The 19,057-nt window shown below is 66.7% G+C and carries 15 protein-coding genes; 6 read left to right on the top strand and 9 right to left on the bottom strand.

The features are described 5' to 3' along the window. Nucleotides 1-129: 129 nt before the first annotated feature. Complete coding sequence (locus BBA01S_RS41005) at nucleotides 130-1,992, top strand: alpha/beta hydrolase family protein (RefSeq protein ID WP_042296898.1); 1,863 nt, start codon at nucleotides 130-132, stop codon at nucleotides 1,990-1,992. Nucleotides 1,993-2,061: 69 nt separating this feature from the next. Here the strand turns inward: BBA01S_RS41005 and BBA01S_RS41000 are convergent, their stop codons facing one another. The 5 genes from BBA01S_RS41000 to BBA01S_RS12435 all read right to left on the bottom strand — a co-directional run bounded on the left by BBA01S_RS41000 (nucleotide 2,062) and on the right by BBA01S_RS12435 (nucleotide 8,253). Then, nucleotides 2,062-4,578 (bottom strand): glycosyl hydrolase 2 galactose-binding domain-containing protein, encoded by a 2,517-nt coding sequence (locus BBA01S_RS41000; protein ID WP_245641492.1) that lies wholly within the window; start codon nucleotides 4,576-4,578, stop codon nucleotides 2,062-2,064. A gap of 91 nt (nucleotides 4,579-4,669) precedes the next feature. Further along, a complete protein-coding gene (locus tag BBA01S_RS12450; RefSeq protein WP_027816740.1) occupies nucleotides 4,670-5,689 on the bottom strand; it encodes a DUF1839 family protein in 1,020 nt (339 codons plus the stop codon). Continuing rightward, nucleotides 5,686-6,714: an amino acid--[acyl-carrier-protein] ligase gene (locus tag BBA01S_RS12445; RefSeq protein WP_027816739.1), complete on the bottom strand. Its 1,029-nt coding sequence runs from the start codon at nucleotides 6,712-6,714 to the stop codon at nucleotides 5,686-5,688. Before BBA01S_RS12445 ends, BBA01S_RS12450 begins: the two co-directional genes overlap by 4 nt. Before the next feature lies 1 nt (nucleotide 6,715). Next, nucleotides 6,716-8,005 carry an acyl-CoA dehydrogenase family protein gene (locus BBA01S_RS12440; protein ID WP_027816738.1) on the bottom strand — a complete coding sequence of 430 codons (1,290 nt, stop codon included), beginning with the start codon at nucleotides 8,003-8,005 and terminating at the stop codon, nucleotides 6,716-6,718. Then, complete coding sequence (locus tag BBA01S_RS12435; protein WP_027816737.1) at nucleotides 8,002-8,253, bottom strand: acyl carrier protein; 252 nt, start codon at nucleotides 8,251-8,253, stop codon at nucleotides 8,002-8,004. The genes BBA01S_RS12440 and BBA01S_RS12435 overlap by 4 nt, the downstream gene beginning before the upstream one ends. Nucleotides 8,254-8,730: 477 nt before the next feature. Between BBA01S_RS12435 and BBA01S_RS12430 the strand changes: the two genes are divergently transcribed. Together BBA01S_RS12430 and BBA01S_RS12425 are read left to right on the top strand one after the other, a co-directional pair. Then, nucleotides 8,731-9,546, top strand: a complete 816-nt coding sequence (locus BBA01S_RS12430; RefSeq protein ID WP_027816736.1) for a class I SAM-dependent methyltransferase — start codon at nucleotides 8,731-8,733, stop codon at nucleotides 9,544-9,546. Nucleotides 9,547-9,586: 40 nt separating this feature from the next. After that, nucleotides 9,587-10,138, top strand: coding sequence for a flavin reductase family protein (locus BBA01S_RS12425; RefSeq protein WP_027816735.1), 552 nt, complete (start codon nucleotides 9,587-9,589; stop codon nucleotides 10,136-10,138). A 96-nt stretch (nucleotides 10,139-10,234) separates the two neighbouring features. Here BBA01S_RS12425 and BBA01S_RS12420 read toward each other — a convergent pair whose 3' ends face one another. The 4 genes from BBA01S_RS12420 to BBA01S_RS12405 form a co-directional block, all read right to left on the bottom strand. After that, nucleotides 10,235-11,656, bottom strand: coding sequence for a UbiA family prenyltransferase (locus BBA01S_RS12420; protein WP_027816734.1), 1,422 nt, complete (start codon nucleotides 11,654-11,656; stop codon nucleotides 10,235-10,237). Nucleotides 11,657-11,834: 178 nt separating this feature from the next. Continuing rightward, a complete protein-coding gene (locus tag BBA01S_RS12415) occupies nucleotides 11,835-12,248 on the bottom strand; it encodes a GtrA family protein (RefSeq protein ID WP_174479169.1) in 414 nt (137 codons plus the stop codon). Further along, on the bottom strand, nucleotides 12,245-12,985 hold the full coding sequence (locus tag BBA01S_RS12410) for an SDR family oxidoreductase (RefSeq protein WP_027816732.1): 741 nt from the start codon (nucleotides 12,983-12,985) through the stop codon (nucleotides 12,245-12,247). The genes BBA01S_RS12415 and BBA01S_RS12410 overlap by 4 nt, the downstream gene beginning before the upstream one ends. After that, entirely contained in the window at nucleotides 12,982-14,304 is a 1,323-nt protein-coding gene (locus tag BBA01S_RS12405) for an FAD-binding oxidoreductase (protein WP_027816731.1), read from the bottom strand. The genes BBA01S_RS12410 and BBA01S_RS12405 overlap by 4 nt, the downstream gene beginning before the upstream one ends. A gap of 368 nt (nucleotides 14,305-14,672) precedes the next feature. On the opposite strand from BBA01S_RS12405, the gene BBA01S_RS12400 reads away from it, so the two are divergent. The 3 genes from BBA01S_RS12400 (at nucleotide 14,673) to BBA01S_RS40995 (ending at nucleotide 19,022) form a co-directional block, all read left to right on the top strand. Beyond that, nucleotides 14,673-15,971 (top strand): hypothetical protein, encoded by a 1,299-nt coding sequence (locus BBA01S_RS12400; RefSeq protein ID WP_156965924.1) that lies wholly within the window; start codon nucleotides 14,673-14,675, stop codon nucleotides 15,969-15,971. Nucleotides 15,972-16,380: 409 nt separating this feature from the next. Next, nucleotides 16,381-17,463, top strand: coding sequence for a sugar transferase (locus BBA01S_RS12395; RefSeq protein WP_027816729.1), 1,083 nt, complete (start codon nucleotides 16,381-16,383; stop codon nucleotides 17,461-17,463). 368 nt (nucleotides 17,464-17,831) lie between these two features. Next, a complete protein-coding gene (locus BBA01S_RS40995) occupies nucleotides 17,832-19,022 on the top strand; it encodes a polysaccharide biosynthesis/export family protein (protein ID WP_052391735.1) in 1,191 nt (396 codons plus the stop codon). Nucleotides 19,023-19,057: the final 35 nt, after the last annotated feature.

Here is a 19,057-nt window from a genome sequence, read left to right as displayed (position 1 = left end):
CGACGGCGCACGGAGCGGCGCGGGGCTTGAAATTAAATTTCCCTTACGTTGCATTTCCGCTGTATCTGGCGGCCGCATGTCCCGGCACAGCGCTCGCCCCGAGCCGACCCTTGAGCAAAGAGGCATTCCATGAAACCTGTCGTTTTCGAAGGCGCGTTCGGCTGGCTGCATCCCGCTGACGGCAGCACAGGGGTCGTGCTCTGCAATCCGTTCGGCTATGACGCGCTCTGCACGCATCGCGGCTGGCGCAAACTGGCCGAGCGCCTGGCCGCCGCCGGGCTGCCGGCATTGCGCTTCGACTATCCGGGCACCGGCGACGCCGCCGGCATGGAAGACGATCCGGGCCGTGTGGAAGCGTGGCTCGACAGCATCGGCGCGGCCGTGCGCCATCTGCGCGCGTTCAAGGGCGTCACGCGCGTTGCGCTCGTGGGCCTGCGGCTGGGCGCGACGCTGGCCGCCGTCGCCGCGCAACGTATCGGCGCGTCGGGCGAGGGCGTCGACGACCTCGTGCTGCTGGCGCCGCCGGTGACGGGCCGCCGCTATATCCGCGAACTGCGCGCCCATCGGCAAGGCTGGCTGAGCACGTCGGCGGGCATGGGCGCCGTGCCGATCGCCGACGACGCGGCCTATGTCGAGGCGTTCGGCTTCGGCCTGCATGGCGACGATATCGCCGTGCTGTCGGGGCTCGACCTGATGCGCGCGAAAGCTGCACCGGCGCGCCGCGTGCTGCTGCTCGATTCGAGCGGCTCGAATCTCGCGGCGTCGCTGGCGGCGCACTATGCGTCGCTCGGCGCACAGGTCGAACAAAGCGGCTTCGAGGAATCGGATCGCTTTTTTCTCGAAGCGCTGTATAGCGAGGAGCCAGTCGACGCTTTCGCGCACGTGAGCGCGTGGCTCGCGCAAGACCTGGAACGTGCGCCGAAGAGCCAGGCCGCTGCATCGCCCGCTGCATCGCCCGACGCACAGCCTTATCTGCGCCTCGATCGCCACGGCGCGACGGAGCGGCCCGTCAGCTTCGGCCATTGCTTCGGCATGCATTGCGAACCCGATACGCCGCAGCCAGGCGCGCCCGCCGTGCTGCTCATCAACACGGGCGCGGCGCACCACATCGGCGACGGACGCATTGCCGTGCTGCTCGCGCGGCGGCTCGCGCAGCAGGGGATCGCGTCGCTGCGCATGGATATCGGCGGCCTGGGCGATGCGCAGCCGAGCGCGCCCGAGGTCAATCTCGACGTGCTCTATTCGACGGCGCTGCGCGACGACGCGGCCAGCGGCGCGGACTGGCTCGCCGCGCGCGGCCACGCCCGGATTGCGGCGTTCGGCGTATGCGGCGGCGCGTTCGTGAGCCTGCATGTAAGCGGTGTGCACCCGAACATCGTCGCCGCGTATGGCGTGAATCTCCAGAAGTTCACCTGGGACGGCGCGGCGCGCTCGCCTGGCGAGCAGCGCATGGTGTCGTCGAAGACCTACCTGCGCGCCGTCCTGAGCGCCGACAAATGGAAACGCGCCTTGCGCGGCCAGACCGATAGCAGTCCGTTGCGCATCGCCGCCGTGCTCGCCAAACGCATTGCGCGCCGCGCGTTGCGCTCGGCCACGCAGGCCGTCGCGCGCGGCATGGGACGTCCCGTGGCGGCCAACGAGGCCTGCGTGCTGCTGCACGCCATCGACGCGAAGCAGGTGCAACTACGCCTCGTGTACGGCGAATACGACAGCGGGCTCGAAGAAGCGAAGCTGCAACTGGGGGCGTCGCTTGCCGCGCTCAAGGCCGTGCCGAACGTGCACGCGCTGACCTTGCCGGGCCTCGATCATGCGCTTTTCACGCGCGAGGCGCGCAATGCGGTGATCGCCGATTTCGAAGCGTGGCTGGGCGCGGAGTCGATGCGCGAAGCCGTCGCTGCCCCGGCGTCGGCGCAGACCCGCGCGAATGCGATGACCCTGCCGCTCACGGGTGCACCTGCCGTGACGCGCATCGGCTCACCGGCGCGTAGCTGACACCACCGCCGCGCAAAGCAAAACCGCCCGTCGAAACGGGCGGCTTTTTTTGCAATCCGGAAAATGCCTTCAACGATAGAACGTCGCCGCTGACGCATTGATCGCGCGTACCTCGCCGTCGGGCGCGCGCGTGTCGATATCGGCGTCTGCATCGAGTGGAACCAGATCGATCGTGACAGGCCGCCCCGGCGCGAGCGGGAACCAGTCGCGGCGCGCGCGATAGTGCGCATCGGCGATATGCACGCCGCGCGCAAAGCGGCGCGCCTCCACCACCAGTTGCCAGCCGTGTTCGGCGCGCTGCGGCGTCGCCACGATGCCCAGGTCGTGCCGCTCCAGCGCGCGCCGTTCGGGCAGGTGGAAGGCCTCGGAGATCACCGCGCCGCTTGCGGGGTCGCGCAGCGTGACGAGCGTGACGTCGTGCGTGCGCGGCCCGAAGCGATACGCGTGCGTGAAATCGAAGAAGCGTCCGAGCAGGTCGGCGGCGCTCACACGCTGCACGCTGCGCGGCGCGAGTTCGACTTCGCGCGACGCGTGCACGACGCTCACCGCGCCGTCGCGCAGGCAGACGAGTTCGAGCTGCAACGCTAGCGCCTGGTCGCGCTCGTTGACCAGATGAATGTCGAGGCCGTTGAGCCCTTCATCGGTGATGACGGCCTGCACTGGGTTCAGCACCTGCGCGAGCGCATGCCACGCGCTCTTGGGCCGCCCGCATGCGTCGATCACGCCCCAGCCCGCACCCGCGCGCAGATCCTGCAGTTGCCACACAAGGCCGCCGCCGCACGACGATCCGGCGCGGCGCCATTCGGAGAATACGTCGATCATCAGTTCGGCGACCACGGCGCGCGACAAGTCCAGATAGCGCTGCGGATCTTCGTAGCGCACGCTCGACGGTTCGACGCCGAATAGCGTACGCACGTAATGATCGCGCACGTCGTCGAAATCCCAGCCCGCGCCCGGATCGCGCGGCACCGCGTTTTTCCAGCGCGGATCGTGCGCGTGGATCGTGCCGAGCGCATCGTGCAGCGTCGCGTCGTCGGGCACGTTGGCGAATGCAAGGCACTCCGAAGCAAAGCGCACCTGCGAGCGGCGCACGTCGTCGAGCGGGCGCTGATACGCGCTCACGCCGTAGTAGTGCGTGACGCCCGTGCGCGTCGAAAACGGCCAGGTGCCCCCCGACGGCGAGTTTGTCACATACGCCACGTCGGGCCGCTCGCGCGCGACGATGGCGGGCAGCTGCTGCGTGAACAGCGCCTGCTCGCGCATCTCGGGCGGCAGGCCGAACATCGCGCCTTGCTGGTCGGCTTCGCTGCCGCCGCAGACCACGGCAAGCGCCGCATAACGGCGCGTGCGCGCGAGGAACTGCGTGGCCTCGGTTTCGACTTCGGCGGTAAAGGCCGCATCGGTCGGGTAATCGAAATTGGCAAACGCGAAGTCCTGCCACACGAGTACGCCGTAAGCGTCGGCGAGCCGATAGAACGCGTCCGACTCATAGACCATGGTGCCGCCCACGCGGATCATGTTCATGCCCGCGTCGCGCGCGAGCGCGAAGGTGTGCGCAAGCTGCGCCTCGCTGCCCGCGAGCGTGACGAGATCGGCGCTCGTCCAGCAGGCGCCCCGACAGAACACCGGCGTGCCGTTGATGCGCAGCGCGAAGCCCGCGCCGTCGGCGCCGCGATCGACCTCCAGGCTGCGAAAGCCCACCTCGCCGAGCGCGATTTCACGCTGCGCCAGTCGCAACGTCAAAGCATGACGCGTGGGGGAGCCATGCGTATGCGGCCACCAGCGTTCGACCTTGGGCACGCGCAGCGTGCCGCGCAATGTCTGCGCGTCTTGCCAGGCGAGCGAGACTTCCGCGCCCGAGCAATGCAGCGTCGCGGGCTGCGTGCCGTCGTGCGCGTGCACGAATCGCAGCGTCACATCGACGATGCCGTCGTCGCCGTCCATCGTCGTGGCGATATCGGCGTGATCGAAAGCGTCGGGCGCATCGCTGAGCACCTCGATGGGCCGCCACGGCCCCGCCGCGTGCACGGACGGGCACCAGCCCGGCATATGGCCAAGCAGCGTGGTGCGCACGTTGCGCAACGCTGGCGGCGAGACCAGCCGCGGACGCCAGCGCGCCCGCGTGCGCCGCGCACCGAGCGCGGCGTCCAGCGAGCGGAAGCACAGCGCGAGCGTGGCCGTGCCGTGCAATTCGAATTCGAGGTTGTGCGCGACGAACATCGACGCAGATTCGAGCAGCAGTGTGTCGTCGAGCCAGACTTCGGCGATCGACGCGAGACCGTGCAGCCGCAGTCGTCGCGTGCCGACGCCGTCGAGCGTCGTGCGATACCAGTGATCCTGGGAGGCGAGGGGCGGCGCGTGTTCGATATCGAGCTTGCCCGCCGCGCGCAAGGCCGATGCGACCGTGCCGGGCACTGGCGCGTCGAGCCAGTCGGCCGCGTTCGTGCAAGCATCCAGCGCCGATGGCAGGTCGCACGCGCCTGCAAGCGTCGACACGCAACGCCACTGCGCGTCGAGCGGCGCGGGCCACAGATCGTCGCCAGCCTGCAAGCAGGCAGGGACAGACGCGGGCGCGCCTTGCGGCACGTCCGCGCCCAGTTCGTTCGAATCGTTGGGCAGATTTCGCACGCGTTGTCCCCCGGCGGACTTTTTTAGTCAGGCAACTTCAAGACGCAGTTCAAAGCATCAATGCGGCCAGCGGCTCCAGCGTCTGCGCGTAGTTCGCCTCCAGCACGTCGAAGCAGTCGTCGCAGGTGTCGCGGCGATTGCGCGCCATCGCACGCACGAGGCGGAACTGCATCACCATCGCCTCGGACGCCACCTTCTGCGCGGCCTCGGCGATCTCGTGCGGGATCGCCACACCGTTCGCGTCGAGCCACAGCAGGTACTTCGACAGGAACTCGAAGTTCGCGCCAAGCTGCCGCATCAGGTTGAACGAGTACGGATGGAAGAAGCGTTCGCCGCGTTCGAGCAGCATGTCGAGCTGGGCGGGAAACGCCGTGCGCCATTCCGTGACCGGATTGCGCGCGGGCCGCCGCAGAAGATGCGCGCGCAACAATTCGGCGGAACCGTGCGCGAGCGCCTCGCCTTCTAGCGGCGCCCGCACGCGCTTGGCGAATTCCGCATACGGGTAGAGCAGGTCGGCCTGACCGGCGAAGTGCGGCAGCTTGCGGAACACGCCGTCGTAGTCCTCGCCGTCGAGCGTGTGATAGCCCGTGTTGTGGAAATAGCCGAGCCGCTTGCCCGCCGGGTCGATGAAATCGATCCCCACGCTGGTCTTCGGATGCTCGCGGCGGTACGAGGTCGCGCGCGTGTTCGGCAGGTAGAAGCCGTCCACTTCGACGAGCACGGTGTGTCCGCGCTGCGTCTGCGCAAGCACGCGGTCTTCGAGCGAGTCGTAGATCGCCAGCTCCGTCACCTGGGTGCCGTAGAGCCGCTCGATATCTTCGAGCGGGAACTTGAAGAACGTGAACTGATCGCCCTCAAAGTCCTGCGTCACCGTGAAGGCGAGCGCCGCGCGCGGATCGAAACCCATGCCGTGCAGCAGCTCGATCCACAGATCGACGTAGCAGTTGGTTTCGACCCACACGCGCTCGCCCTGGTGCAGCGCGTGCGATGCGTGCTCGCGTGGGGCGGCCGCGGTTCTGGCCTCGGTTCCCACTTCGGTCACCGCGGCGTTGGCGGTGGGCGCGTTCATACACCCGTCTCCGCGAGGCCGCGCTGGATGCGCGCCTGGGTGTCGCCCCACAGCAGCGCGCGCACGTCGTCGGGCCAGGCGGCGACGTCGAGTCCGTGATGGCGGAACAGCGCGAGCGTGATGCGCTCCATGCCGAAGCCGACGCAACCCGTATGCGCAGTCGTGCCGTCCTCGCATTCGATCTTCCAGATGCCGCCGAAGTGATCCATGTGATAGTTGAACGACAGGCATGCCGTCTTGCTATCGGGATTCGCCACGGGGATCAGCAGTTCGAACTTGAGCGCCTGGGCGCGCTGGCTGTCCGCGACGATCTTGCCGCCGCGCCCGAAGAACGGGTCGTTGGCGAGATCGACGTCGACCGGCAGCGCGAGCAGCGACACCAGCAGCGAGCCGCGATCGATCCACATCTGGCGGAACGCCATCACCTGCTCGGGGTTGCCCAGGCGCACATACTCGCGCTGGCGGAACATCTGCATGCGCGCCGGGTCGAGCGACGGCTCGTGACGGAAGCAGTACGAGAGCACGTCGATGGTGCGGCCGTTCGCGGGCAGCGGGCCGCGCCGCGCCATGACCGGATAGATCGGATAGCAGGCCGCCGGGGTCAGCACCACGCGGGTGGGCTTTTGCTGCTCCATCCAGGCGGTGTCGCGGTCGTCGTCGCTCTTTTCCATGGCGTCGTCGAGGCAGCGCAACAGGCGCATCTGGCCCGACTCGTTGCCGCAGAACGAATGGATCGTGCCGGCCAGTTGCGGGAAGTTCTTCAGGTACTCGCTGTCCTCGAAGTCGGTGCGGCGCATCGCGGGCGGAAAGCGCAGCACTTCGGGATCCTGATCGGCGCCCAGGTGCGTGATCGCCACGTTCAGGCGATCGACTACGTCCTCGAACACCTGGCTGCGGCCATAGAGGCCGTTTTCGCCGGTGTCGATCAACAGGCCGCTGGCGATCAGCTCGTCGCGAAAGCTCGGAGCGGGCGCGTCGGTCGACGTCGCGGCTTGCAGCGCGGCGGTTTCGGTCATCGTGTTCATGTCAGGCTCTCCCCGGGCCGGTCGGCCGCTGCGCGAGCAGGAGGCTCGCGGTGTTCTGGGCAATGCGGTCGTTGTTGATCATGAGCGGCGCCGAGTGCAGGTCGCGCAGGTGGCGGCCCACGCTGTATTCGGTGCCGTTCTTGTAGCCGGCCATGCCGCAGATCATCAGCACTTCCTGGACGACGAGCAGCGCCGTCGCCGAAATGCTGGTCTTGAGCGTGTTCATGTCCGACGCGTAGTGCAGCTGGGCGGACAGCGGTGTGTCGGCGTCGCAGCCTGCTGCGCGTGCGAGATGCGCGGCGTGCGCGGCGTCGAGCGCCACCTTCAGGCGCGCCTGCATCATCTGCAGCAGGCCGACCGCTTCGGCCAGACGCATGCCCGCGGGCGGCACCGAACCGGGCTTGGCGCGCGCCTGGGCGCGGAAGAACGCCTTGGCGCGATTCACCGCGTCGCTTGCGACGCCCGTCCACACGGCGGCCCACAGCGTGTGCGAGACGGGCAGCATGGTCTGGTCGGCGATTTCGGCGAAAGGCGTGGGCAGGATCTGTTCCGCGCCGCCTGCGGCGACGAGCCGGAAGCCTTCGCTGCAGGTGCCGCGCATGCCCATCGAGTCCCACGTGCCGCGCTTTTCCAGTTCGAGGTCGCCGAGCAGCGTGACGATCAGCACCTGGTCGGAGGCGGGCGACTCGGCGGTGCGCCGCGCGGTGACGAGAATGCCGTCCGCGTGCGCGCCGTAGGAGATCGTCGGCGCCATCTTTTCGATGTGAAAGCGGCCTTCCTGGACGTCGACCGCGCAGGCGCTCGTGCGCATGCTGCCGCCGATGTTTTCCTCGGACGTCGCCGATGCCAGCAGCCATTGCTGCTCGACAAGCTGCGCGAGCACATGCTGATGCCAGGGCATGTCGGCGCCGTGCTCCAGGATGCAGGCCACCTGGATCTGGTGCATCGCGTAGATCATCGCGGTGGACGCGCAGCCGTGCGCGAGCGTCTCGCACAGTGTCGCGAGTTCCGCGAGCGAGAGGCCCGGGCCGCCAAAGCGCGGCGGCACCATCACGGAGAGCAGGCGTTCGCTCTTGAGCGCGTCGAAGGCTTCGACCGGAAAGCGCGCGTTGCGATCGACGTGATCGGCGTGTTGTGCGGCGATCACGGCGACGCGCTGCGCGGCTTCGCGCCAGCTCGCGGCGGTATCGACCGCGTCGATTACCTGGGAATCCGCAGCATCTGCGCTGGCGGCTTCGGCAAGTGCACGACGTTCCGGTTCGACGGCTGCGTCGGTGAGCGGGGCGTTCATGCTGCCGCCTTCGCCTGTTGCAGCTCGGTCACGGCGGCAGCAAGCGAGTCGATGCTCGAAAAGAGACGGCGCGTGAGCATGCGGTCGGGAATTTCGATCCCGAATTCGTCTTCGATCGCGAGCATCAAGTGCACGGTCGCCAGCGAAGAAAGGCCCGCGGCGTAGAGATCGGCGTCGTCGGCCAGCGTGTCGGCCGGCACATCGAGACGGGCCGATTCGGAAAGAATGCGTCGCAGTGCGTTTTTCATGGAAAAGTGCCCCCTCATGTGAATAGCGCCTCGGTTCGTGCGCGGTTTCGACGGTCCATGCCAGTACGTGAGTCACGCGGCAGTTGCCCGTATTTAACGGAATACCGCGTGTGAGCGTCCGTGCGGCAGCGCACCCAGGAGCGGTTTCGCCACGCGCTGTGCGTGCTGGCCGCGATCGTTGCGAGGGCATTGCCGACGAACGTGAGATTGCGCTCAAAGCGCCCCGAAAGTGTGTGTGCGCCCGTACAGATGCAGCGAGGGCGCTGCGATCTAATGAGCGCCATGCCCGCCGCCACGGGCCGCGAGCGCCTTGTGCGCCGCACCGCAGGCCGCCCGGCGCGCAACCCGCAGCACGCGCGCAAGAGGTCGGCCGCACCAACAGGACTCGCACACGCCGCTTGACTCGTTCCGCTCGCGCACGCGCCGCTTCGGCCGATACGCGACCCAGGGTTTTCCGTACCTCACTGGAGGGGCGTAATGGACATGCATCTGCCGCTTGATCAGGTCAACCAGCGAGCGTGGACGACGCGCGACGCGTTCCGCGAATTCACACTAGAGAAGGCATGGACTGACGCAGGCGAGCAAGCGGCGTTTGCGCGCATCGCGAGCGAATGCCGCGGCCAGCCCTTGCTCGATATCGGTATAGGCGCAGGCCGTACCGTGCCGCTCATGATGCAGATGTCGTCTGACTATACGGGCATCGACTACACCGCCGTGCTGCTGGAAAAGTCGCGCGCGCGCTTCCCGGGCGTCGACCTGCGCCATATGGATGCGCGCGACATGTCGGCGCTGCCCGACGACCACTACGCGCTCACGGCGTTCAGCTGGAACGGCATCGATTGCGTCGAATACGCCGACCGCGAGCGGATCCTGCGCGAAATGCACCGCGTGACGCGCCCCGGCGGCCTCGTGCTGTTCTCGTCGCACAATCGCGGCGGCCCCGGCTTCGACGAAACGCCCTGGCAACTGCTGCCGCGCCCGTGCGTGAACCCGCTGCGTTTTGGCTGGCGCACGCTGCGCGCCGCGCGCCTGATGCCGCTGGCGATCTGGAACTATCGGCGCAATGCGCGGCTGCATCGCGATTACGAGGGCTATTCGATCCGCACGGCCGCCGCGCATTACTTCGGCATTGTGATCGTCTACACCACGTTGCCCGAGCAGCGTCGCCAACTGGAAGCCATGGGCTTCGAGGTGGAGGCGGTCTATGGCAGCTGCGAAGGCGACCTGATCGCCCGCGAGCAGACGACGAGCGACGCATGGTGGCTGCATTTCATCGCACGCAAGGTGCGCTGAGACCGGCTTGTGCCTGGTAGCGTCTGGAAGGAGAACAACCATGAATGCACGCTCACTCGCGTTGAACGAAGCGGTGGCGCCGGAACAACCGCGTGCGGAGGCCGCGCCGCCGCTGTTCGACGAGCGGCGTCTGCGCACGGCGCTCGGTCGCTTCGCGACGGGCGTGGTGGTGATCTCGACGGGCAGCGGCGACTCGCTGCATGCGATGACGGCCAACGCGTTCATGTCGGGCTCGCTGCGCCCGCCGCTCGTGGTGGTGTCGGTGGGCCATCGCGCGCGCATGCACGATCGTCTGATGAGCACCGAGCGCTTCGGCGTGAGCGTGCTCTCCGACGAGCAGGAGCCGCATAGCCGTCACTTCGCCGGTGAGCCGCAAAGCTGGCTCGCGCCGCGCTTCACGGAAGTCGACGGCCTGCAAGGCGTCGTGCTGCTCGAACGCGCGGTCGCGCGTTTCGCGTTGCGCATGAGCGACCGGCACGCGTGCGGCGACCACACGCTGTTCGTGGGCGAGGTGCTGGCTTTCTCGCTCGACGAGCGCGCGCCGCTGGTGTTCTTCGGCGGGCGTTATGGGGGCGTCGCGCAGGCGTCATGACGCGCTTGACTGCTTTTTTCAGGCATCGAAATGACGCAAGGGAAGTAACGGAAAGGCCGCCCGAGGGCGGCCTTGTTCATTGCGCAATTCAGTTCGTCAGATCGCGAGCATCATTAGCACCGCGCACAGGCCGATCACGGCGCAGCTCACGCCGTCCTTGAAGGTGAACACGATCGGGTCGTCGTGCATCTTGCCGCGAAACGCCAGCATCCACATGCGGCTCACCCAGTAGAGCGTGAGCGCGAACACGGCCCATAGCAGCTTCGGATGATGGTAGAGCAGGGCGAGGTCGGGCGAATTCATGTAGAGCGCGAGCACCAGCACGGAAAGATAGGCCGCCGCCGTGCCGAACGAGCGCAGGATCGACATGTCCTGGGTGATATAGCCACGGCCCGCCGCTTCGGTCTTGCCTTGCTGGAGCATCGTTTCGAGTTCGACGTAGCGCTTGAGCATGGCGAGGCTCAGGAAGATCGGCACGCAAAAGAGAATCAGCCAGTAGGACAGCGGAATCATGTTGCATTCGCCGCCCGCGATCACGCGCACCGTATAGAGGCAGGCGAGCGTGAACACGTCGATGAGCGTGAGGCGCTTGAGCACGAACGAATAAGCCACCGTTGCCGCCATGTAGGCGAGCAGGACGGCCATGAACTGCCACGGCAGCAGGGTTGCCAGCCCGAGCCCCGCACCGAGCAGGAGCACGGTGAGCACGATGCCGAGCTTGAGCCGCAGCCTGCCGGACGCGAAGGGCCGCGTGCGCTTGCGCGCGTGGCGGCGGTCGGCGTCCAGGTCGAGCATGTCGTTGAGCAGGTACACCGACGATGCGCTCAGGGAAAACGACGCGAACGCGATGCATGCGGCCAGCACGGCCTGCAGGTCGGTGAAGCGATGGGCCGTGAAAAGCGGCACGAAGATCAGCACGTTCTTGATCCACTGATGCACGCGCATCTCCTTGAGCACGAGCGGAACCAGCCGGCGCTTTTCCTCGAAGAAGATGATTTCCGTGTTGACCTTCTGCGCCGCACGCGCGATCTGGCGGTCGCCCACCACGATCGCCTGGCGTGCGCGCTTCCACACAGGTACGTCGGCGCGCGCGTCGCCGCAGTAGTCGAAGCCCTGTTCGCCGAACTGGTCGACGAGCGCGTTGGCCTTGTTCTGGCCGCGCAGGTTCATGCTGCCGTTGCTCGCCAGCACACCGCTGAAGAGTCCGAAGTGCGCCGCGACTTCGCTTGCAAAGCGCTGGTTCGCCGCGGTGCACAGATAGAGCTGGCGTCCCGCCGAGCGTGCGTCGCGCAGGTATTCCAGCAACTGCGGGTTATAGGGCAGCACACCCACGTCGAGCGTCACGCGCTGCGCGATCTGCTCTTTCATGTAGGCCTTGCCGCGCAGCAGCCAGAAGCAGCACAGAAAGATCGCGAGCGGGTTTTGCTTCAGTAGTACGAAGAAACTTTCGAGCAGGAGATCGGCGCGGGTGAGCGTGCCGTCCAGATCGACGCACAGCGGGATCGTCGGGTTTGACATGGCGTGCCTCATGGGGAGCAGGGCGGCAGTGCGCGCGGCAGGCATGAAGGGCGATGCGGCGCACCATGTTGAACGTACCTCGGTGTTCGATCATCGGCGGCAGGCGCACAGGCGTCTGTTCGCCAGCGCGCACGGCGTGTCTCGTGCGAACACTTCAGGCACACCTCGGGCAAAAACCTCAGGCAAAAACGAAGCGCTTGTCGAGCTGATACTTGGTGAAATAGCCAAGCACGAGCCCGAGCGCACCGCCCGCAAGGCGCGCGATTTCCGTATGAAACAGCGCCTGGGCGCCGAACTCCATCGACCAGAAGATCGCCGTCGTGATGAGTCCCATCGCGACATAGCGCGAGAAGGTTTCGACGCCGTGCGCGACGCTTTGATGCTCGTAGCGAAAGATCCACACCTTGTCGAGCGCGTATTTGATGACGAGGCCCACGCCCGTGCCGACGCACAGCGCGCCCGTGATCGGAAACGGCCCGCTGTAGACGAGCCACACCAGCTTCTGGCTTCCCAGATTGCCTGCCATCGAAATCAGCGCGAACAGCGTGTACCAGGCGACGAGCGAAGTCCGTGAAGCGGCGATCGTGTTCATAGCGATACCCGTTTGAAGACGAAGCGAGGCAACGAGCGGATCAGGAGCATGATCGCGCTCCAGAACCACGGTGTGTAAAGCGTGTCCTTGCCGCGCGCGACGGCGCGCACGATATCGGCGGCGACGCGCTCGGGCGAGGCCACGAGCGGCCGCGGCAACGCGAGGCCCGCCGTCATCGGCGTGGCGACGAAGCCGGGCTTGATCGTCAGCACGCGCACGCCGGCCTTGAAGAGCCGCACGCGCAGGCCTTCGCAGAACGTCGTGACGGCGGCCTTGGCGGCGCCGTACAGGTAGTTCGAGGCGCGCCCGCGCTCGCCCGCCACCGAGGAGATCACGGCGAGCGTGCCGCTGCGTTGCGCTTCGAGGATGGGCGCGATCAGCGTGAGCAGGGCGATCGTCGAAAGCGCATTGGTCGTGAATTCGCGCACGGCCACATTGACGTCGCGCTCGCACAGCGCCTGGTCGGCCAGCGTGCCGTGCGCGATCAGCACAACGTCGATGCGGCCGAGCGCCGCGCGCGCGGCGTTGAGCATCGCCGTGTGCTGTGCGCGATTGTTGACGTCGAATCGGCGCGTATGCACTTCTTTCGCGCCGCGCACACGCAGGTCGCGCGCGACGGCGTCGAGACGCGCCGCCTGGCGGCCCGCCAGAAACAGGCGCGCGCCCTTCAGGGCCCAGCGATGCGCGCAAGCAGCCGCGATGGCGGACGATGCGCCAATGATCAGGATGTTTTTCATGACTGGGTGGTTCGTTGCCAGAAACGCGACATCAGCGCGGGATCGCGATGCCGCTCCAGTTCCTCCCACGCGGGGTAGGCCGCGCGAAAGTGCTCGCTGCTCATATGGGCGTCCTTCGCCGGATACTGGCGGCCGCGCGCTTCGGCGACGATGGCGTCGAGCCGCGCAAAGAGCGCCGTGTTGCGGCGCGCATCCTGAGGAAAGTCGAGCGCGAGCGAGACGCCGCGCATCGGGAACGACAACAGGCCCGGCGAGACCAGCGCGCCGCAGCGCTTGAGCACCGCGAGAAACGAGCCGCTGCCGCTCGCGGCAATCGTCTGCAGGATCGCGTGCAGCGCGTCGCGCGCGTTGGCTTCGGGCAGTACGCATTGATGCTGCTGGAAGCCGCGCCGCCCGTAGAGGCGATTCCAGTTGCGGATGTTGTCGAGCGGGAAAAAGAAGCTTGCCGGATCCACGCGCGCGAGTTCGATGCCGCGCCGCTGCCGCCGGTAGTAAAGCGCATTGAACGCGCGCACCGTGACGCTGTTGATCGGCGAGAGCGGCGGCACGAAGGGCACGTCGCGCGTGCGTTGCACGGGCATCGAAAAGTCGCCGTCGTTCGCGTGGCTGCCGCAGGTGTAGATGCCGCGGCCGAGCGCGGCGCCACGCGCAAGACAGTCCACCCAGGCCACGCTGTATTCGTGTGTGGATTCGCGCCCGCGCGAGAGCGCGAGGAAATCGTCGAGATTGCCGTAACGCATGCGCGAGACATTCAGGTGGCTCGAACGCACCGCCATCAGCTGGATCTCGACCCATTCGATCACGCCGGTCAGGCCGAGCCCGCCGATGGTCGCGCGAAACAGGTTGGCCTCTTCGTCGGCGGTGCATTCGAGTGCGGGGCGATCCGAGCGCAGCAGCGAAAAGCGCCTTACGTGGCGCCCGAAGGTGCCGCGCACGTGATGGTTCTTGCCGTGCACATCGTTGGCCACCGCGCCGCCGAGTGTGGCGAACTGGGTGCCTGGCGCGACCGGCAGCATCCAGCCCTGCGGCAGCGTGATGGCGAGCAGTTCGCCGAGCGTCATGCCTGCTTCGGCGCGCACGACGCCGCTCTCCCAGTCCGCGTCGATGAAGCGCGCGAGGCCCCGCATCGGCAGCACATGGTCGGTGGCCGCGAGACAACTGTCGCCATAGCTGCGTCCATTGCCGAACGGGAGCGTGCTGCCCATACGCTCGCGCGCGTCGTCGAGGCGCGCACGCACGGTGTCGCGCCACACCAGCGGCTCATTCGACTGGGGCGCATTGGGATAGCGTCCCCACGATTGCAACTTCGACGCGCTCATGGACGGCCTGGAAGATGGGCAGCAGATGGACAACGGACGCACAGCACACGCACAGCACATGCACAACGGACGCACCGCGCACGCGCAACCGGTGGACAACGCCTCGCATCGTGGCAGAGTGCTGCACTGCAAACCGTTAGGCAGACCACAAACAAAATTCGCCGGGTGGCGCAGGCCTGCGCGCTTTGCCCTGGCCGTGCGTGGCGAATCGTGCGTCATCCAACAGACGTCGGCAGGCGCGATGCGCAGACTGAGTCGGTGTGATGGATGTTCGCGTCCCGCCTCGTCTCGCTGCGCGGCCACTCTGTGCCGCTTTCGCAAACCGCTGCCGCACGACCCTGCGGCAAACGACATCAAGCGCAATCGACATGGATACTGCTGTCGCCGCCCGCAGACCGGGCATGTGGATCGTCGTGCCCGCGTTGGCGATCGTGCTGCTCGCGATCGATACGCTGCCCTATGTGCCGCTGCAGGACTTCAACGATTGGGCCTACCAGGGCTACATCGTCGCGCAGATGATGCAGGGGCACCTCAACGACGCGTTCTTTTTCGCGCACTATCCGGTGCCCAACAGCACCGTGCAGGCGCTGCTGAGTCTGCTCAATCTCATCCTCTCGCCGATTCCGGCTTCGCGCGTCGTTGCCAGCTTTTATGTCATTGCGGCGGTGGCGCTCGCCTGGCAACTGGCAAGGAAGCTGTCGGCAACGCAGACCGTACGCTACTTCCTCGTGCTGCTCGTGTGCGTCTACTTCAATACGCCGTTCTGGAACGGCTATATGAACTATCAGTTCGGCATCCTGCTGTTTTCGTGGTGGCTGCTGCTCGAACGCCCGACGCGCGCGAAGCCGCTCTGGGTGCTGGCATTTACCGTTGGCGCCTTCTTTACGCATGCCGTGATCTGGGCGTCGATTCTTCTGATGATCGCGCTCGACGCGCTGCGCCGCCGCCGCTTCGCGCCTTGCCTGCCTGCGCTTGTCTCGCTGGGACTATTCGTCTGGTATGTGCTGTGCAAGCCCGCGCCCACCGTGCCCGATCCCGGCCACCACGCCGGACTCGCGCAGGCGCTCGGCTACAAGCTCTATACGCTGGCGAAACTTGGCCCTTACCACAACTTCATCTACGCGAACGGTGCGACCAGCACGCTGGAGTCGCTGGCGTACTACGTCGGCGTGAGTGCGAATTTCGCGGTCGCGGCGGGCCTGCTGTATCTGCTGGGGGCCGTCCTGTGGCGCTCGTTCAGCCGCCGTGTTGCGTGGCCTCATGTGTCTGACGAAACGCTCGGCGCGATGGTGCTGATGGTGCTGTTCGCGCTGATGCCGCAAGTCATGGCCGATGTCGTCAACCCGGGGGAGCGCATGCTGTATCCCGCGATCCTGCTCGTGTTGTTTGGCGTAGGGGAGTCGCGCGCGATGAAATGGCTCGCGTGTTCCGCGCTCGTGCTCGCATTCTGCGCGCTGGGTCTCGTCGCCAACAGCGCGCGCCTGACCTCCGATACGGCGCTTGCCGATGCCGGCCCAGGCGTGACGAAGCGCGTGATGTTCGGCAGCCGCCCCGACGAATTCGCCAATATCCTGCCGATTTCGCAGGGACGCTTGCCGATCCGCACGATCGGCTTCGAAACGAGCTTTCTCTTCAATACGCCCGGCGCGACCGGCGTCGTGCACTGAAACGCGTTGCACCCGTAAAAATCCCCGTAAAAGAGCCGTGTTTTGTGCGCTTGCCCACGTAGGCGCACGACTCGCGCATGGGCGCGCGGCCCGCCCGGCGAGGATCGCAAACCGTTGGTGGGGTTGCGCACGGAATGGCAGCGCCGCTGCCCGTAATTTGTCGATGTGGGCCTGGACATCAATCAATGGTGCCGGGATCCGGGGGCCGAGGACCAGCGTGAATAGCCCCCAGGCATGCTGCGCGAACAGAGGGATCTGCAAGCGGCATCAGGCGCAGGCGAAGAACGGGGTGTAGCGATACCTGTTCTGCGTTTGAACCCGATGGACGTTGCGGACGGCGCGACAGCATCGCACTTGAGAGAAGGGGGCTAACACTTTCACAGTTCACGCCACGTCTTGGGGTAGGCAAATGTCCGAGCTAGTCCATCGTGCGATCGATGTCGCACTTATCGTGCTAGGCGCGTTCGGCGCGCTGCATCTGAATCTGAATCTCCCCGACGTGGGCACGGCGCACCGTCTCGATCCCACGCTCGTCGCTTTCGTCGCCGCGCTCGCGCTGTCTGTGTTTCCCGCGTGCGGCACCTATCCGTCGCGCGGCAGCCGTTCGGTGATGAGCGTGGCGAGCCGCACCGCGTTTGCGTGGCTCGCCGTGCAGCTCTGCGGTCTCGCCCTGCTGTACGCGCTGCATCGCGACCATCTGGTGTCGATGCCGTGGTTCATCTACTGGACGCTGACCACGGGTCTCGCGCTGCTTGCTTCGCACACGTTGTTCGTCGGCTTTGGCGCGGCGCGTGGGGCAGGGGCAGGCGTGCGGACGGGTGGCGTGGGTGGCGTGGGTCGCGACGCGCTGGATGCGCTCGAATTGCCCTCGCGCACCGACGCGCTGCGTCACGCCGTCAAGCGTGCATTCGACGTGGTGGGTGGTCTCGTGCTGATCGTGCTGCTGCTGCCGACGCTCGTCACGATCGGCCTGATCGTGAAGCGCGACGGCGGCCCGGCGATCTACGGCCATACGCGCGTGGGCCGCAACGGCAAGAAGTTTCGTTGCCTGAAGTTCCGCTCGATGGTCGTGAACTCGGACGAGGTGCTCAAGCAGCTGCTCGCCACCGACCCGGTCGCGCGCGCTGAATGGGAACGCGAATTCAAGCTCAAGGACGACGTGCGGGTCACGCGCATCGGCCGCTTCCTGCGCCGCTCCAGTCTCGACGAGCTGCCGCAGCTCTGGAACGTGGTGCGCGGCGAGATGAGCCTCGTTGGCCCGCGTCCCATCATCGACCAGGAACTGGAGCGCTACGGCGCGAACAGCAAGTACTACCTGATGGCGACGCCCGGCATCACCGGCCTGTGGCAGGTGAGCGGTCGCTGCGAGACCGACTACGCGACGCGCGTGTCGCTCGACGTGACGTATGTGCAGAACTGGTCGCTGCATCGGGACATTGAGATTCTCTTCAAGACGCTCTTCGTGGTGATCCGGGGAACCGGCGCCTATTGAACCTGGCGAATCTGGCGTAACGAAACAAGAAAAACTGAAAACGGCGAAGGCCAATCAGGGCGGAGACGGCAGGAGACGGCAGGAGACGGCTTCAGGCAGCAAGCAACATCGAGCAGCAAGCAACACCGCAAAGAAAAACAACTACAGGCAGGGGAAGGCGAGCCGGATCGCTCCGCATGGAGCACCGGTCATCGGGTTTGCCGGCTGGAATCCGTGGCGCGCTGGACGCCACGGGACGGCCAAACGCAATTGGGGGTGGGACGATGTTAATCGGCAAAGCAGGTGGGGCGTGGGTGGGCGCATGCTTGGCCCGTGTGCGCAAGGCGCGCATACGGATGGGCTGGCAGCGCGTGCACGAAAGATTACCGATGGGGCTGGCGTCGGCGCTCGCGGCCGCGACGCTGGCCGGCTGCGCGTTGTCGCCAGGCATGTCGTTTAGCGGCATGCCGTCGGATGGGGGCGCGTATGGCAACGCTAACGCAAGCACTAACGCAGGCGCGATGGCGACCGGGCCGGGCGGCACGAGCGTCGCCGCGACCGCGCTCGCGAAGCAGGGTGTCGATGGCGCGCCGTCCGGCTCGCTCATCGAGATCACGCGCGAGCTGGTCGAGAAGGAGCGGGCCCTGCGGCCGACTGGCGTGCCGACCGACGTGACGCAGATGTTCGCCAAGGCCGCGCCGTACGAGGTCGGGCCCGGCGACATCCTGAGCATCGTGGTGTGGGATCACCCCGAGCTGAACATGCCCGGAGCGGCGGGCGGCGCGGGCCCGGATGCGTCGGGCGCCAATTCGATCGCGCAGGGCTACACCGTCGATACCAACGGCTACATCCAGTACGCCTACATCGGCCCGCTCAAGGTGCAGGGGCTCACCGAAATGGGCGTGCGCGACGCGCTCGCGGTGAAGCTCGCGAAATACGTGCGCCAGCCGCAGGTCACGGTGCGCATCCAGACCTATCGCAGCAAGCGCGTCTATCTGGACGGCGAGGTGAAGACGCCAGGCGTGCAGGTGCTCAACGACATGCCGATGACGCTGCCCGAAGCGATCAACCGCGCAGGCGGCTTCACCGACAAGGCCGATCGCTCGCAGGTCGCGGTCACGCGCGGCGACAACACCGTGGTGGTGGACATGCCCGACATGATCCGCAAGGGCGTGAATCCCGATCGCATCATCCTGCGCGACGGCGACCTCGTGCGCGTCTATTCGGGCGTGGACAGCAAGGTGTTCGTGATGGGCGAAGTGCAGAAGCCCGGCGGCGTGATGTTCAACAACGGGCGCATGTCGCTGAACCAGGCGCTCGGCGACGCGGGCGGCATCAGCCAGGTGTCGGGCGATGCTTCGCAGGTCTACGTGGTGCGCGGGCGCGACGCGGCGAAGCCGGTGGTCTATCACCTCGACGCCTCATCGGCCTCGGCGATGGCCACGGCCGACGCGTTCGAAATGAGGCCCAACGACGTGGTCTTCGTCGATGCGTCCGCGCTCGTGAAGTGGAGCCGCGTGATCGGGTTGATTCTGCCGGCCACCCAGGCCGCGGCTGCGGGCCGCGCGGTGGGCTACTAAGCGAATAACGGGAATTCAGGACGCCTTGCGCCTCG

Source organism: Paraburkholderia bannensis NBRC 103871, from assembly GCF_000685015.1.
Classification (GTDB): Bacteria; Pseudomonadota; Gammaproteobacteria; order Burkholderiales; family Burkholderiaceae; genus Paraburkholderia; species Paraburkholderia bannensis.
The sequence above is the reverse complement of the archived record's forward strand: the minus strand, read 5'-3'. Positions and strand labels throughout refer to the sequence as shown.